Origin of the sequence: Nocardia arizonensis (assembly GCF_001310275.1) — a bacterium.
Lineage (GTDB): Bacteria > Actinomycetota > Actinomycetes > Mycobacteriales > Mycobacteriaceae > Nocardia > Nocardia arizonensis.
Window position 1 is genome coordinate 188219 of record NZ_LGYZ01000088.1, and the last position, 15821, is coordinate 204039.

Below are 15821 nucleotides of genomic sequence, written 5' to 3' on the forward strand. Positions count from 1 at the left end.
TCCGGTAGCAGTCCAATTACCGTGTCGTTACTGTGAAATAGTGGCGCTGGATCCGAAACCCACTCGCGCGTCGGTGATTCGCACCAGCGACAGCGTCGCGACCATATTCCTCCATGCCACCTGCGTGCTGGTCGGGCTGGTCGAACTGCTCACCGGGCCGCGGCTTTCGTCGGCCGCGGCGGAGGCGGTGATCTGCCTCATCCTCTGGTCGGGGATGCGACTGGTCGGTCGGCGCCACGGCACCGGGTGGTCGGTCGCGGATCTCGTGGTGGTGCAGTGCTATCTGTTGGCGACGGTGACGGCGGCAAGTCCGATCACGCTCAGCGACAGTCTGGCACAACGGAAGATAGTCGCCGCGACATTGATCTCGCTGGCCTTCACGCAATCGGCCGTGATCTCCGCGGCCGCGACCGTCGGCACGATGCTCGTGCTCTACTGGGCAGGCCGGGACGCGCCGGGCGGTGACCCGGTCGGCTTCTTCACCGATGCGGCCGTCGCGTATCTGATCGTCCAGTGGGCGCACGCGGCGCTGCTGCGCCACATGCTCATGCGGGCCGCGGGTCTGCACGATCGCGCGCTGATCGCCGCCAATACCGCCAGGGCCGAGGCGGAAACCGCGGCGGTACAACGCCGGTACGAACGCGAACAGTGGGCGCTATTGCACGACACCGTCGCCTCCACGCTGCTGATGGTTGGGCACGGCGCGGTCACCGACAGCGACCGCGTCGCCGAACAGGCCCGCCGCGACCTCGACGTGCTCGGCGCCGGCGTACCGATCGAGGACGAGGCCGAGAGCCGCGATCTGGTGGCCACTTTGGAGACCCTGGCGAAACAGTGCCGGACCCCGGTGGTCATCGAGGGACTGCCGAGTCTGCCGGTGCGCTCGGAGATCGCGCACTGTCTGTCCGCCGCCACCCGCGAGGCGCTCACCAATACCGATCAGCACGCCGAGGCCACCGAGGTGCGCATCAATGTGGAGCGGCGCCGTCTCACGGTCTCCGACAACGGTTCGGGACTGGCCGCCAACACGGGCCAGCGCCACGGTGTGCGCCGCTCCATCCTGGGCAGGCTGCGCGATATCGGCGGTGACGCGGTGCTGCTCAGCGAACCGGGCCGCGGCACCCGCGTCACGATGACCTGGCCCGACGCGCCACCGCCGCCGCAGCGGCCCACCGACGACGTTCCGGTCGCCGCGCAGGGTGTGCGCCGCCTGGCCGATCACATCGTCTACGTGCTCGTCGCCTATATCGGCGTCGATATCATCGTGCAGCAGTCGCAGATCCCGTCCGGGACGCCGCCGGCTTGGCCCATCGACCTGCTGCTCATCGGTATCGTCGCCGTCGCGATGATCACCTCCATCGCGGTTCCGGTTCGCTCGACCGCGGCGACGGCGATCCTCATGGCCAAGGTGGTGGTCGGCTCGATCGTCTTCGGCTTCCTGCTGCCGCCGGATCAGGTGCTCGGCACCGGCAACTGGGCGATCGGCGCGTCAGGGTGGTGCATCGTGGCGCTGGGTTTGCGACACCGGCTGGCGCTGAGCGTGATCGGTCTGTCGGTGTGGTGGGGGGCGACCTGCGCGGTGGCCCTGCTGCATGCCGACGCGGGCAATGTCGTGCGCATCCTCGGCCTGCACAGCAGCAGCGTCTTCCTGCTGCAACTGCTCGCGGCCTGGTTCGGCGCGTCACTGGATCGGGTGATCCAGCGGGCCGCGCAGACCAATCGCGCGTACGCCGAGGCGCTGGCCGCGACGGCGGTCGCGCGAATACTGAAGGAACAGTGCCGAACCCAGTACCGAGAGCTGTTCGAATCTTTCGCTCCGCTGTTGCGGGCACTCGCCGACGGCTCCCGCTCTCCGCACGATCCGCAGGTGCGCGCCGAGGCCAGGAACGAATATGCCCAGCTGCGACGCCTACTCGACCAGGCCGACAGTTACGACCACCCTGTGGTGGCGGATCTGTTGCCCGCCATTCGATCCGCGGAACGACGCGGGACCACGGTCGCGGTCGAGGTGACCGCGGCGCCGCGCGCTCCCGCCGACGAGGTGCACGCCCATATCCTGGCGACCGCGCGAATGTTGTTACAGCGCAGCGCGAGCAAGGTGCGCATCGTCCTCACCGACGACTCCGACGAGACCACGATCAGCATTCTGGTCTCCGGTGTCGAGGCGGGCGCCGCGGCCGGGGTCGACGAACACAGCGATCTCGTCCGCACGGACATCGACATCACCGACAATCTCATCTGGGTGCGACTGCACTACTCGTCTGCGCAGGAAGGGGAGCGGTCGTGGTCGGTATCGCCATCGTCGATGACCATCCGGTGATCGTCGCGGGCATTCGGAGCTGGTGTGCCGATGCCGAACCACCGATCGAGGTGATCGCCTGGTTCGAGCATCCCGACGAACTCTTCGACGCGCCCGATGCGCTCGCCCGCGCGGATGTCGTCGTCGCCGACCTCCAGTTCGGCACTCGCGAACCCGATACCACCGCCGTGCAGCGGCTCAGCGACGACGCGCACCGGGTCGTCGTGTACTCCCAGCACACCGAGCCGGGTCTGGTCCGGCACTGTCTCAATCTGGGTGCGGTGACCTATCTCTCGAAGGGCGAGGGCGACGAACACCTGATCCACGCGGTCCGCGCCGCCGCCCGCGATCGTCCTTACCACGGCGGCCCCACCATGGCGAAGATGATGACCAGCGACGCGACCGCGGACCGTCCGCGGCTGACCGAACGGGAACGCGAGGTGCTGCTGGCCTGGTTTCAGTCGGAGTCCAAAGTACTTGTCGCACAGAAGCTCTTTCTCAGCGTGAGCTCGATCGACACCTACCTCGAGCGCATCAGGACCAGGTACGCCGCGGTGGGACGGCCCGCGCCGACGAAGGCCGCACTGGTCGCGCGGGCGATCAGCGACGGCCTGATCGCCGCTGATGAATTCTAGAAAGATCGGTTACCAACCATCTGTCGGGTATTCGCCCGACAGACGGTGCGACCGGACAACGGAGAAGATGGTATCGCGCGCAAAACGCAGCACTACGTCAGGACACCGGAATCAGCCGAAACGGATTCGTCACCGTTCGGTACGGCAGCGCCGCCGACCCAACGCGACGGATCAGGCCTGCCCACTCACACTGGTTCGATTTCGATCGGGTCGAGACATCCCGTTCGGGAACGAGTCGGAAACGGATGACGATGCCCCCCCATCAACGCACCGACTCCCCTAGCTCTACCCGGCACGCTCCCGCGCAACCATACGGGGCGGCCGCAATCGCTTCCCAAACCGACCGCGCCCCGACCCGGACCGTCGGCCGATCGAGCGCGCCGCGAGAACGAGCGCGCGCTCGAGTCACGGGACCGGAGAGCGCCGTCCACCCGTGAACCCGATCCCTTCGTGTCGCAAACCGCCGATGTCCCCTCGGCGAGATTGAACCGGATCGCCGCTGTCATCCGCAGCCAGCGCGCGACCGCCGTCCGAGAAGCACACGCCCACCGGCTTCTGCGCCCGACCGCCGGACAATAGCCCTCGAAAGGCCCCGCGACAGCGGGGCCTTTCCGCTGCCGTCACGACGTGGCCGCGGCCAACTCTCTCATCGAGCGGATACCGGTAGTCCGCGATTCCCTCCGTACCGGTGTTCCACGACAGTCGCGGTTCCGTCCGCAACCCGACACGAATCCCGACTGGAACCGCGGCGGATTTTCGGGTACTGCGGGCCGAGATCGCTTCCCGCCACCGACCGGTCGATGTTCTTCTGAATACGCGCTCGGAAAGGCGGGGCGCCGCGCCACCAGTTTCTCGAGGATTGCCGCGACGTCGGTGTGGTCGGCGACTCGCCGTTGTCCATCCCCACCTGCCCGTCCAGGAGACGCCGTGACCGATTCACAGCCGCTCGGATTCGCCGATACGCCACGCGCGCGCTGCGACTACTACCGCAAGGTCTGCGAACTGCCCGCCGTGGTCGACCCGCGACACGGCGGCATCACCTTCCGCGCGGGTCTGGTGTGGGGATTGATGATGCCGTCGGAGCTGGGACAGCGGGTGAAATTCGAATTGGAGCGCGGCGGGCGCGGCGGCGGGCCGATCGTCTCGCATCCGCGCAGCGGCACCTGGTGCTTCCTGGTGCGCTCGGATATCCCCACCGCGCGCCTTGCCGGCTTCGCCGCCCTGTTCCGGCGCGGAATCCAACTCGTCGGGGACGGCGGGCTGATCGCGCTGCCGTCGCCGACCGACACCGATCCCGGCTACCGCGCGTGGATCACCCCCGCGCACAGCCCTTTCCGCCCATCGGGCGTATCGGTGCTCGACGCCACCGATACGGTCGCGGAACGCGAGCCGCGGCGCGAAGTCCATCGCGCCGTGTCATGAGTCGCCAGTGCGCGTCGCCGCGCCCGCACGAACCCGACGTCCAGCTGTCGATCTTCCTGCACGGCATACGGTTCGACTTTCTCGCCTGCCGTACCGCCGCGCTGACATTCATCGATGACCACAACCGCCGCCACTACGTCGACGCCGCCGCCATTCTCCCGCGCACCGCCGATCACCCGCGCCTGCCCAACGAACGCCTCTACCTCAGCGCCCGCGGCGAACTCCGCGCCACTCGCGTACAGGACGCGGTGGCACGCTGGTTCGTGAGCGGCGGCGTGATCAACCTCGTCTCGGTCACCCACGACAGCGGCCACACCACCCACTTCGACGGCATCCACCTCGGCGCCTGCTTCGACGCCATCCCCCGCGCCCTGTGGAATCGAATTCGCCGCGACTACGAAAGGGACCGCCCGACAGTCCAACTCACCCGCCCCAACGAACCCCTGTGCCGAAAACCCATACTGAGACTGGTTCGGAGTGGTCACCACCGGTAACCCGTGACGGCCACGTTCCGGGAGATCGAGAGCCCGGTGCTCCCGATGGACTACCTGGCCCCCGCGGTTCGCAGGAGGTCGAGGGGATCGGCGCGGATGCCGAAGTGGGTGCGCAGGACTCGGGTCGCGGCGTGCAGGCCGCACATACCGTGGACGCCCGGGCCGGGCGGGGTCGAGGAGGAGCACAGGTAGACGCCGGGAAGTGGCGTGGCGTACGGGTTCCAGCGGGCGGTGGGTCGGAAGAGGAACTGGCGCAGGGTCATCGCGCCCGCGGAAATGTCGCCGCCCACGTAATTGGCATTGTGGTCGGGCAGTTCGGCGGCGGTGTAGACGTGTCGGGCGAGGATGAGATCGGCGAAGCCGGGGGCGAAACGTTCCACCTGGGCGATCACGGCCGCACTGACGTCGCGGGGCGAGCCATGGGGTACGTGGGCGTAGGTGTAGAACGTGTAACTGCCTCGAGGTGCGCGGGTTTCGTCGACTACACCGGGTTGGATGGCCAGGACGTAGGGCCGATCGGGGTGGCGGCCGCCCGCGACGGCGGATTCGGCGGCGACGGCCTCGGCGCGGGTGCCGATCAGATGCAGGGTGCCCGCGCGGTCGCAGCCGGGTGCCGACCACGGTACCGGGCCCGACAGGGCGAAATCGACCTTGCAGGCCGCGCCGCCGTAGCGGAACGCGGCGAGATGGTCGGCATAGCGGGTCGGTAGCCGATGGCTCGCGATACGAAGGAATTCGGCGGGAGCCAGATCGAGCAGAATCTTCTGCTCGACGGGGAATTCGTCGAGTGAATCGATGCGATGGTCGGTCACGACGCTGCCGCCGAGGCGTTCGATCTCGGCGATGAGCGCGTCCACGATGGCTTGACTTCCGCCGCGCGGCACCACCCATCCGCTCGCGTGCGCGAGGGTGGCCAGCAGCATGCCCGCGCCCGCGGCGGGAATGGCGCGCGGCGAGGTGATGGCATGGGTGGCGACGCCGGTGAGCAGAGCGGGGGCGACCTCGTCGCGGAAGCGCGCATTCCACAGCGGCGAACCCTGTTCGAGCACACGCAGACCGAAACGCGCCGCGGTCAGCGGATCACGCGGCGGGCGGCGCAGATCCGACATGGCGACGCCGACGACCGACTCCCACTTCGCCACCATCGGCGCGAACAATCCGCGCCACGCGGGCCCGTCGGGTCCGAGGCCGTCGACGGTGCGGTCGAGATCGCGCCAGGCGAGTCCGGCGCGGCCGCCGTCGAGCGGATGGGCGTAGGACACCTCGGGGGCCAGGAGATCGACCCCGTGCGCGGCCAGGTCGAATGCTCGAAAGAACGGGGAAGCCGAGGCCATCGGATGCGCGCCCGCGCAGATGTCGTGCCGGAATCCGGGCAGCGTGAGCTCGCCCGTGCGGCAGCCGCCACCCGCGGTGGACTCGGCCTCGTACACCTGGACCGACACCCCGGCCCGTGCCAGCAGCACCGCCGCGGCCAGCCCGTTCGGCCCGGACCCGACGATCACAACCTCAGCCATGCCACCACGCTACCGCCGTCGACCCGACAACTGCGCCGCCCGAGGCGGGCGGCCCGGCGCACCGCGGGGAAACGCCGCGCGCCGCGTGGCCGATCGGGTACGAACTCAGACGTCGGTGGAGAAGCGGATGCCGCCGTCGGGGATCTCGACTCCGGGCCAGATGCGCGCGCCGCGCAGCAGTTCACAGCGGGCGCCGACATTGGCTCCGTCGCCGATCACGCCATCGCGGACCAGCGCGCGCGGACCGATGCGGGCGCCGAAACCGATGATCGAGCGCTCGACGGTGGCCCCGGCCTCGATGACCGCGCCGTCGAATACGACCGCGCCGTCCAGCCGCGCGCCCGCGCCGACCTCCGCACCGCGCCCGACGACGGTTCCGCCGATGAGCACCGCGCCCGGTGCGACGCCCGCACCGGGATGGACCAGCGATTCACCCCGCTGACCGGGCAGGGCGGGCGAAGGCGCGATGCCGCGCACCAGATCCGCCGAACCGCGCACGAAATCCTCGGGGGTGCCCATGTCGCGCCAATAAGAGGTGTCCACGTGACCCTGCACGCGCGCGCCCTCGGCCAACAGAGCCGGGAACACCTCGCGTTCCACCGACACCGGGCGCCCGGTGGGGATCTTCTCGATGTATTCGCGGCGGAAGACGTAGCAGCCCGCGTTGATCTGGTCGGTCGGCGGGTCCTGGGTCTTCTCCAGGAACGCGGTGACCCGGCCCTGATCGTCGGTGGGCACGCAACCGAAGGCCCGCGGATCGCTGACCCGTACCAGATGCAGCGTCACGTCGGCGTCGGTCGATACATGGGTGTCGAGAACGGCGCCGAGATCGGTGCCGCCGAGAACGTCGCCGTTGAAGACCATGACGGTATCGGCACGCAGTTTGGGCAGCACGTTGCGGATGCCGCCGCCGGTGCCGAGCGGTTCGATCTCGGTGACGTACTCGAGATCGAGGCCGAGATCCGAGCCGTCACCGAAATGCTCCTCGAAGACCTCGGCCTTGAAGGACGTGCCGAGCACCACGTGGGTGATGCCCGCCTCCGCGATGCGCGCCAGCAGGTGGGTGAGAAACGGCAGCCCGGCCGTCGGCAGCATGGGTTTGGGGGCCGACAGGGTCAGCGGGCGCAGCCGCGTTCCCTGGCCGCCGACCAGAATCACGGCGTCGGTGCCTGCATGTCCTGCCATCGAGTTTCCCCTGTTCGCAATGGATCGTTCCGCGGTGTGCGCGCCGGTCAGCCGCGCGCCTGCTGTCGCAGCGCAGATCGAACCGCAATCCGGGAGCGAATCGCAAGTCCGGCCCGCAGCGCCAGCCGCAACGGCGCCTGCCACCAGTGCGGATGCCGATCCGCCTGGAAGCGGTACGCGCTGGCGTGATGGGCGGGCAACATGATCTCGGGGTGCCTGCTCGCGGCGTGGCCCTTGGCGTGGGTGACCTCGGCGCTCGGCACGAAGACGTTGTGCCAGCCGCCCTTGCCCATGCGGTCGCCGAAGTCCACGTCCTCCATGTACATGAAGTAGCGCGAGTCGAAGCCGTCGATGGAATCGAAGGCGCTGCGCCGCACGAGCAGGCACGATCCGGACAGCCAGCCCACCGTGCGCTCGCTGATCTGTTCGTTCTCCTGCCGGTAACGCCTGGTCCAGGGGTTGGCGGGCCAGATGGACCCGAGGATCGCGTGACCCGCGCCGTCCAGCAGACCCGGCACCGACCGGGCCGAGGGATAGACGCTGCCGTCCGGTTCGAGCACCTTCGGGCCGATCGCGCCCGCGCGGGGCCAGCGCCGCGCGGCGGCCAGCATCTCGTCGATGGAGTCGGTGCCCCAGCGGATGTCGGGATTCGCGATGACGACGAATTCGATGGCGGGATCGATCTCGGCGACCGCGCGGTTGATCGCGCCGCCGTAGCCGATATTGCCCCCGGTGCGCAGCAGTCGCACGTGCGAATTGGCCTCGGCCGCCATTTCCGGCGCACCGTCGGTCGACCCGTTGTCGGCCAGGATCACCTGCGGCTTCTCACTGGTGGCGTGCGCCAGCGTCGTGATGAAGTGTTCGAGGTGCTCGCCCGGTGAGTAGGTCACCGTGACGACGGCAAGAGCCGCGGATTGGTTGTCGGTTCGCTCGCTGCGCTCACTCACGACCGCCCAGCCTAGCGGGATCGGCACCGCCGCGCGTCTTCGGTCCGCAACCGGCCGACATCGATGAAAAACCGCAGGACGAAACCCGTTACGGACGCTGTCAGGCGGTGGCCGGACGCGCGGCCCGGTATCCGGCGAGCGCGCCGTGCAGCGCCTCGCGCCACGGCCGCAGCGGTGTCAGCCCGGCCGCGCGCCAGGCGCGGTCCGAGAGCACCGAGTAGGCCGGGCGCGGTGCGGGTCTGGGGAAGGCCGCGGAATCGGTCGGCCGCACCCGCGCGGGGTCGGCGCCGATCTCCTCGAAGACCGCCCGCGCGACCTCGAACCAGGTCGCCGCACCGGCGTTGGTGGCGTGCAGCACCCGCGGCGCGTCCGGGCGCGCGGCCAACTCCAGCAGGCCCGCGGCCAGGTCGGCGGCATAGGTGGGCGATCCGCGCTGGTCGTCGACGACATCGACGGTCTCTTGTTCGGCTTCCAGTCTGCGCATGGTCGCGACGAAATCCGAGCCGGTCCCCCGGTAGACCCACGCGGTGCGCACCACGTGCGCCGCCGGGGCCAGATCCAGTACCGCCCGTTCGCCCGCGAGTTTGGAGCGTCCGTAGACGGTGGCGGGTCCGGTGGAATCGTCGACGGCGTAGGGCCGCTCGCCGTCGCCGGGGAAGACGTAGTCGGTGGACAGGTGGACGAGCCGGGCACCGACCCGCGCGCATGCCTCGGCCAGCACCGCCGGACCGGTCTCGTTGACGGCGAAGGCGGCATCGACATCGGATTCGGCGCGGTCGACGGCGGTGTAGGCGGCGCAGTTCAGCACCACGTCGCCCGCGGCGACGGCGGCGCGCACCGCGGCGGCGTCGGTGATATCGAGTTCGGCGCGGGTATACCCGCGGGCGTCGGGCGCGCGGCGCATCAATTCCGTGCCGACCTGGCCACCGGATCCGGTGACGACGAGACGGGTGGCGGACGGCGGGGTCACTGCGGTCACGGCCGCAAGTCTGGCACGCCGTGACCGCGCGGTTGCCCGCCACCGGGGTTGCCATTGGTTAGCCTATGTGGACTTTCTCCGGCGGGCGCATGCCGCGGGCAGGGTCGGGGGCACGGGGAGGCGGACGGATCGCACGTCCCGCACAGGCAGAAGCACGAACGGGCGCCGCCGGTACAGCCGGTCGGCAGTACCGGATACAGCCGGTCGGCAGTACCGGATACAGCCGGTCGGCGCTACCGGACGCCACCGGTGGCGGTGACCGAATACCACTGAGGCCGAATCGAATACGTAGGGTACGTCGAGAGGATGCTGGAGTTGCAGGCCATAGCGCGACCGTACGGAACTGGCGGCCCCGATTCGTTCGGACCCGGTCGCATCGTCGTCGCGGCCCTGGCGGCGCTGGTCGTCGTCGCCACCGGATTCGCCTGGCACAGCGTGGACGCGCTGATCGCCAATATCGAGCGCATCGGCGATCTCGGACTCGGCGGCGGACGCGACGGCGCGGTGGACATCCTGCTCGTCGGTGTGGACAGCCGCACCGACGCGCACGGCAACGCGCTCACCGCCGCCGAGCGCGCCCTGCTGCACGCGGGCGACGAGGTCGGTACCAATACCGACACCATCGTGCTGGTGCGCGTCCCCAACGACGGACGGTCGGCCATCGCCATCTCCATCCCGCGCGACGCCTATGTCGACATTCCGGGTATCGGCACGGGCAAGATCAATTCGGCCTACGGCGCGACCAAGGAGAGCGAACGGCTGAAACTCATCGACAAGGGCCTGTCGCAGGCCGAGGCGGACCGACAGTCCACCCAGGCCGGGCGCAAGGCGCTGATCAACAGCGTCGCGAATCTGACCGGCATCACCGTCGACCATTACGCCGAGGTCAGTCTGCTCGGCTTCGTGCTGCTCACCGATGCCGTCGGCGGTGTCGAGGTGTGCCTGGACAACCCGGTGGACGAATGGATGTCGGGCGCGGACTTCCCCGCGGGCCGCCAACGTCTCGACGGCGCGGCGGCCTTGAGTTTCGTGCGCCAGCGGCACGATCTGCCGCGCGGGGACCTCGATCGCATCGTGCGCCAGCAGGTGTTCATGGCCCAGCTCGTCGGTCAGGCGCTGACCGCGAAAACCCTTGCCAATCCGTCGAAACTCCGTCAACTCAGCGAAGCGGTCGGGCGCACGGTGGTATTGGACGAGGACTGGGACGTCCTCGCCTTCCTGCACCAACTGAAGGATCTGACCGGCGGACAGGTCCGCTTCGAGACCATTCCGGTGATCGACCTGAATGCCACCACCGGCGACGGCGAATCCGTGGTGAAGGTGGACCCGAAGTCGGTGCGCACGTCGGTGGCGGCCCTCGTCGGCGCGGAAACGGAAACCGGACACGCCGAAAGTGATTCGGTCGATCCGGGGCGGGTCACGGTCAGCGTGTACAACGCGGGCGGGATCGGCGGGTTGGCCGCCCAGGTTTCGCGGACGCTGAGCGCCAAGGGTTTTCGGGAAGGGACGGTCGGCAACTACACCGGCGCGGCGGTCAGCGGCAGCCGAGTACTCGCCGCGGACTCCTCCGATCCGGGGGCGCGCGCGGTGGCCAAGGCGCTCGGCGGACTCACCGTGGTCGCCGATCCGACGATGTCGGCCGATTCGGTCGGCGTCGTCCTGGCGAGCGATTATTCTGGTCCGGGCTCGGCGGCGAATTCGGTGTTCGACTTCTCGGGAACCTCGACCTCTCCGACGCCCGTTCCACCGGCCCCGCCGATCGACGCGGGCCGGGGCGGACCGACATGCGTGAACTGACCACCACCGAAGCTAGCGATCGTGAATCCAAGAATGCGTGATCAAGACCAAGCACTCACCCTCACCGAGGCGGTGCTCGATCCGATCCTCGCGCGCGAGCCCGCCGCCCCGCGCGTGACCTACTACGACGACGGCACCGGCGCCCGCATCGAGTTGTCCGGTCTGACGTTGGCGAACTGGGCGGCCAAGACCGGCAACCTCGTCCGCGACGAGTTCGGGCTCACCCCGGGCGCGCGGGTGGCGGTGCTGCTGCCCGCGCACTGGCAGACCGCCGCGGTGCTGCTCGGTTGCTGGTGGGCGGGCACCGAGGTGGTGCTTCGCCCCGATCCGCATGCCGACCTGGCGCTGGTCACCCCCGATCGCCTCGACGAGGCCGACGGCGTGCCCGAGGTCGCCGCGCTGTCCCTGGACGCCATGGGCACCCCGGTGCGGGATCTGCCCGTTGGCGTGACCGACTTCGCCACCGCTGTGCGCGTGCACGGCGACCAGTTCCATCCCGGCGGCGCGGGGGTCGCGCTGGACGGCGCGCCGGTGGCCGAGGTGCTTGCCGAGGCGCGCAAGTCCGCGGCGCGCCAGGGCTTCGCCGAGGGCGACCGCGTGCTGTCGAGTACGCCGTGGGAGACCCCGGCCGAACTGATCGACGGCTTCGTCGCGGTGCTGGCCGTCGGCGCGTCGCTGGTGCAGGTGGTGCATCCCGATCCGGCGCTGGCCGAGCGGCGCATCGCCTCGGAGCGGGTCACCGCGCGGCGGTTGTAGCCGTTCTCCTACCACGGTAGGGGACGGAGTCCGACCTGAGATCGTTCCACATACGCCGCCGAGTCCGTACCGTTGGGGATATCACACGACAGTGAGGTTGGTGGATATGCGGCCGCATTACCTGTTCCGATGGCTCTCGCAGCAGGGCGCTCCGCGTCTGATGCTGCGCACCCGGGCACGCCGCGGTGACCCGTTCGCCGCACTACTCGGCGGTCCCGCGGGCATCAGCGATCCGTACCCGCTCATCGAGCAGTTGCGCGGCGAGCGACGGCTGGTGCGCACCGCGCTGTCGTGGGCCAGCTTCGACCACGAACTGTGCCGCACGATCCTGCGCGACAACCGGTTCGGCGTGCGCACGCCGGACAGCTTCGACATCCCCAAACCGCTCAAGCTGCTCGCCCAGCGCTCACCGCTGCCGCCGAACCCGGTGGAGCAGCCGTCCATGCTGGTCATCGACCCGCCGGTGCACACGGCGATGCGCAAGCCGGTGGCCTCCGCCTTCACCCCGCGCGCCATCGCACGGCTGCGCGCGAGGGTCGAGGCGGTGACCGAGGAACTGCTCGACGCGCTGCCCTCGGACGGTTCGGCCGATCTCGTCTCCGCCTTCGCCGCCCAGGTCCCCATCGCGATCATCTCCGAGATGCTCGGCCTGCCCGACGCCGATCGGGAGATGTTCCTGCGGTGGGGCGACGCCATGACGCCGCTGCTCGACATCGGCATCTCCTGGCGCGTGCACCATCGCGCGCTGAAGGCGATGGAAGTGATGAACGAGTATTTCGACGACCATCTCGCGCGCCTGCGCCGCGAACCCGGCGAGGACATCCTCAGCGCGCTCGTCACCGCGGGCGACCTCGACGATTACGCACTCAAGGCCAATGCCAGCCTGCTCATGGGCGCGGGCTTCGAGACCACGGTGAACCTCATCGGCAACGGCGTCGTGCAGTTGCTCGCCCACCCCGACCAGCTCGACCGGCTGCGCGCCGACGCCGACCTGTGGCCGAATGCGGTCGAGGAGATCCTGCGCATCGATTCACCGGTGCAGACCACCGCGCGCACCGCGCTCGAGGACGTGGAACTCGACGGCCAAGTGGTCCGGCGCGGGCACACGATCATCCTGTCGCTGGCCGGGGCCAACCGGGACCCGAAGGTGTTCGCCGATCCGGCCCGCTTCGACATCACCCGGGCCAATGCCAAGGAGCACCTGTCCTTCAGCAACGGCATCCACGTCTGTCTCGGCGCGAGCCTGGCCCGTATGGAGGCCACCCACGCCCTGCGGGCGCTGTTCGAACGATTCCCGAATCTCGCACTCGACGGCACGCCCGCGCGCAGACAGTTGTTCACCCTGCACGGGTTCGAACGGCTGCCGGTTCGCCTCGGCCACGCCGCGCGCGCCGCCGAACCGGTGTGATCCTCAGCTGAAGCCGACCGCCTGATCACCCCAGGCGGTGTGCAGGTGGGCGTCGGGATCCTCGACCACGCGGTCGACGGTGTCGATGAGCAGCGTGGATCGGGTGCCGGGACGGTAGGGCGGCCAGTGCTTGGACCCGTCGATGGCCGCGGGCACGCCGTGCGTGGCGAAGGCCAGCCAGCGCCGCATCATCCGACCCGATACCTCCGTTGCCGCCTTGCGCCCGCCGAGCCAGAAGGTCGGGTCGTGGTTGAGGGTGCCGAAATTGCCGAAGACGTACGGCAATTCGGTGGCGTGTCCGGCGCCGACCCGGGCCGCGCGCAGCATCGGGGTCGCGTGATCGAAACGGTAGGTCCAGGTCGGGGAATGCTGGGCGTGACCGTCGGCGACCCAGTGCGCGGGCATGCGGAAGGCCGCGTCGGTGGACATGGCCAGCGCGCCGCGGGTCTTGGCCAGATCCGGATAGGCGGAGGTGATCTCGGCGATCCGCTCGGCCGACACCTCCGGGTGGCTGGCGGCCACGTCCTCGAGCATGAGGTTGACCGCTTCCGGGGTCACCGGCATGATCGGCGACCGGAACACCCGGAACAGCGACGCCTCGTCCTTGTTGGTGCCGATGATCAACGGCACGCGATGCGAGCGGCCCGCCTGGAAGCGGTCGACCGGATAGGCGGGCAGCAGGTCACCGTCCACCACCGGCGCGGCGCCCAGCCGGCCCGGTTCCCGCAGCGGCACCTCGTCCAGCAGCACGCCCGCGGCCTGCACGATCCGGTCGATGGGCATATCGATCAGTTCCAGCGCGCGTGCGGCGGGCAGCTCGATCAGCTCCAGGAAACGCCGGGCCACGCCCGCGGCCCGCTGCTGACCGAAAACCGTTGTCGCGGGCGGACTCTGGGCGATCGCCCGATGAAACAGCCCGGCTGCGCGCGGCGCGGTCAGCAATGCGGTCACACAGCCCGCACCGGAGGACTCGCCGAACAGCGTCACATTGCCGGGATCGCCGCCGAACGCGGCGATATTGTCGCGCACCCATTCCAGCGCGGCGATCTGGTCGTGCAGCCCGAGATTGGGTGTGAAGCCGTGGAACAGCGAGGACAGATCGAGGAAGCCGAGCGCGCCGAGCCGATAATTGACCCCGACAACCACGACATCGCCGGTTTCGGCCAGCCTGCGCCCGTCGTAGACGGCCTGTGCCGCGGTGCCGAGACAGTACGCGCCGCCGTGCAGCCAGACCATGACCGGCCGCGGCTCACCGTCCTCGCGCACCGCGCCGCCGCGCGGGGTCCACACGTTCAGCCACAGACAGTCCTCGCCCATGCGCAGGTCGGAGTCGACCGGGACCATCGCGCCCATCGTCTGCGGGGCGAGGTCGCCGAAGGTCGTGCACTCCTTCACCCACGGCCAGCGCTGCGGCGGGGCGGGCGGGCGGAAGCGCCGGGTGCCGGTGACGGGCGCGCCATACGGTATGCCGTACCAGGCCGCTACCGACCCGTCCAGGAATCCGCTGACCTTGCCGTATTCGGTCCGCGCGACGGGTGTGCGTCCGATGTCGGCGGTGTCGACGGCATGCACGGCGGCTGCCTTGGCGGCTGTGCCCGAGCTCCATTCGGCGTGCTCGCTCATTTTCCGCACCTCCTACCGAGACCCGAAAGTGCGCTGGAATGTTGCTACTCCGGGCCGGCACGTCCTGATCTTTGTTTCGAGGGTACGTCGCGGCGCGAGGGCGGGTACGGAAGACGCACGATTCGTCGCTCGCGCGATACGCTGGCGCGATGCCGAGCTATTCGTTCCGGTGCCGCGGTTGCGGTGACACCTTCGAGGTGAATCGTCCGATGGCGCAGTCCTCCGATCCCGCGGCGTGCCCGCGGGGACACACCGATACGGTCAAGTTGCTGACCACGTTCGCCACGGTCAGCCGGGGGAACGGCGGTGCGCCCGCACCCGCGCCCGCACCGCCCGCGGGCGGCGGCGGCTGCTGCGGCGGGGGCTGTTGCGCCTGATTCGCGCGGACGACCCGGGCGCCCGCCGGCCGGGGTGAGCGACCGCATGATCGGCGGCGAATGTGATCGATTCCTCGCTCAGTCGGCGGCGGGTTCGTGCCGGTCGGCGTGACCGAGATCGCGACCGGGGGCGACTCGGTCGCGCACCCGTCGCTTGAGCACCGTGATCTCCGGGAAGCCGCCGTCGGCCTTGCGCTCCCAGACCTGCTCGCCGTCGATCGTGATGCGGAAGACCCCGCCCGTTCCCGGTATCAGCGCGACCTCGCCCAGATCCGTACCGAAGGTAGCGAGCAGTTCCTGCGCCATCCAACTCGCGCGCAACATCCAGCGGCACTGGGTGCAGTATTCGATCGCGATACGCGGCATGCGCCGACGGTACCGCCAG

The 15821-nt window shown here is 69.6% G+C and carries 14 protein-coding genes; 8 read left to right on the forward strand and 6 right to left on the reverse strand.

Going from position 1 to position 15821, the window contains the following annotated elements; translation table 11 throughout:
* Positions 1-40 precede the first annotated feature (40 nt).
* The 4 genes from APZ21_RS21690 (at position 41) to APZ21_RS21705 (ending at position 4850) form a co-directional block, all read left to right on the forward strand.
* Positions 41-2320, forward strand: a complete 2280-nt coding sequence (locus tag APZ21_RS21690; protein WP_054815108.1) for a sensor histidine kinase — start codon at positions 41-43, stop codon at positions 2318-2320.
* Entirely contained in the window at positions 2284-2934 is a 651-nt protein-coding gene (locus APZ21_RS21695) for a response regulator transcription factor (RefSeq protein WP_054815166.1), read from the forward strand. The genes APZ21_RS21690 and APZ21_RS21695 overlap by 37 nt, the downstream gene beginning before the upstream one ends.
* Positions 2935-3861: 927 nt before the next feature.
* Positions 3862-4356: a hypothetical protein gene (locus tag APZ21_RS21700; protein ID WP_054815109.1), complete on the forward strand. Its 495-nt coding sequence runs from the start codon at positions 3862-3864 to the stop codon at positions 4354-4356.
* Entirely contained in the window at positions 4353-4850 is a 498-nt protein-coding gene (locus APZ21_RS21705; protein WP_054815110.1) for a hypothetical protein, read from the forward strand. Before APZ21_RS21700 ends, APZ21_RS21705 begins: the two co-directional genes overlap by 4 nt.
* Positions 4851-4900: 50 nt before the next feature.
* Here APZ21_RS21705 and APZ21_RS21710 read toward each other — a convergent pair whose 3' ends face one another.
* The 4 genes from APZ21_RS21710 to rfbD form a co-directional block, all read right to left on the reverse strand.
* Positions 4901-6364 (reverse strand): phytoene desaturase family protein, encoded by a 1464-nt coding sequence (locus APZ21_RS21710; RefSeq protein ID WP_054815111.1) that lies wholly within the window; start codon positions 6362-6364, stop codon positions 4901-4903.
* A 105-nt stretch (positions 6365-6469) separates the two neighbouring features.
* A complete protein-coding gene (gene manB / locus APZ21_RS21715) occupies positions 6470-7549 on the reverse strand; it encodes a mannose-1-phosphate guanylyltransferase (RefSeq protein WP_054815112.1) in 1080 nt (359 codons plus the stop codon).
* Positions 7550-7596: 47 nt separating this feature from the next.
* Entirely contained in the window at positions 7597-8496 is a 900-nt protein-coding gene (locus APZ21_RS21720) for a glycosyltransferase family 2 protein (RefSeq protein WP_054815167.1), read from the reverse strand.
* 100 nt (positions 8497-8596) lie between these two features.
* Complete coding sequence (rfbD, locus tag APZ21_RS21725; protein ID WP_054815113.1) at positions 8597-9475, reverse strand: dTDP-4-dehydrorhamnose reductase; 879 nt, start codon at positions 9473-9475, stop codon at positions 8597-8599.
* Positions 9476-9781: 306 nt separating this feature from the next.
* On the opposite strand from rfbD, the gene APZ21_RS21730 reads away from it, so the two are divergent.
* From APZ21_RS21730 to APZ21_RS21740, 3 genes are all read left to right on the forward strand, one after another.
* Positions 9782-11272 (forward strand): LCP family protein, encoded by a 1491-nt coding sequence (locus tag APZ21_RS21730; protein WP_082393339.1) that lies wholly within the window; start codon positions 9782-9784, stop codon positions 11270-11272.
* A gap of 33 nt (positions 11273-11305) precedes the next feature.
* Positions 11306-12028 (forward strand): TIGR03089 family protein, encoded by a 723-nt coding sequence (locus APZ21_RS21735; RefSeq protein WP_054815114.1) that lies wholly within the window; start codon positions 11306-11308, stop codon positions 12026-12028.
* A gap of 106 nt (positions 12029-12134) precedes the next feature.
* Complete coding sequence (locus APZ21_RS21740; RefSeq protein ID WP_054815115.1) at positions 12135-13436, forward strand: cytochrome P450; 1302 nt, start codon at positions 12135-12137, stop codon at positions 13434-13436.
* 3 nt (positions 13437-13439) lie between these two features.
* Here the strand turns inward: APZ21_RS21740 and APZ21_RS21745 are convergent, their stop codons facing one another.
* Positions 13440-15059: a carboxylesterase/lipase family protein gene (locus tag APZ21_RS21745; protein WP_082393340.1), complete on the reverse strand. Its 1620-nt coding sequence runs from the start codon at positions 15057-15059 to the stop codon at positions 13440-13442.
* 149 nt (positions 15060-15208) lie between these two features.
* On the opposite strand from APZ21_RS21745, the gene APZ21_RS21750 reads away from it, so the two are divergent.
* On the forward strand, positions 15209-15436 hold the full coding sequence (locus APZ21_RS21750; protein WP_054815116.1) for an FmdB family zinc ribbon protein: 228 nt from the start codon (positions 15209-15211) through the stop codon (positions 15434-15436).
* A 78-nt stretch (positions 15437-15514) separates the two neighbouring features.
* On the opposite strand, the gene APZ21_RS21755 is transcribed toward APZ21_RS21750, so the two are convergent.
* Positions 15515-15802, reverse strand: a complete 288-nt coding sequence (locus APZ21_RS21755) for an Rdx family protein (RefSeq protein ID WP_054815117.1) — start codon at positions 15800-15802, stop codon at positions 15515-15517.
* Positions 15803-15821 lie beyond the last annotated feature (19 nt).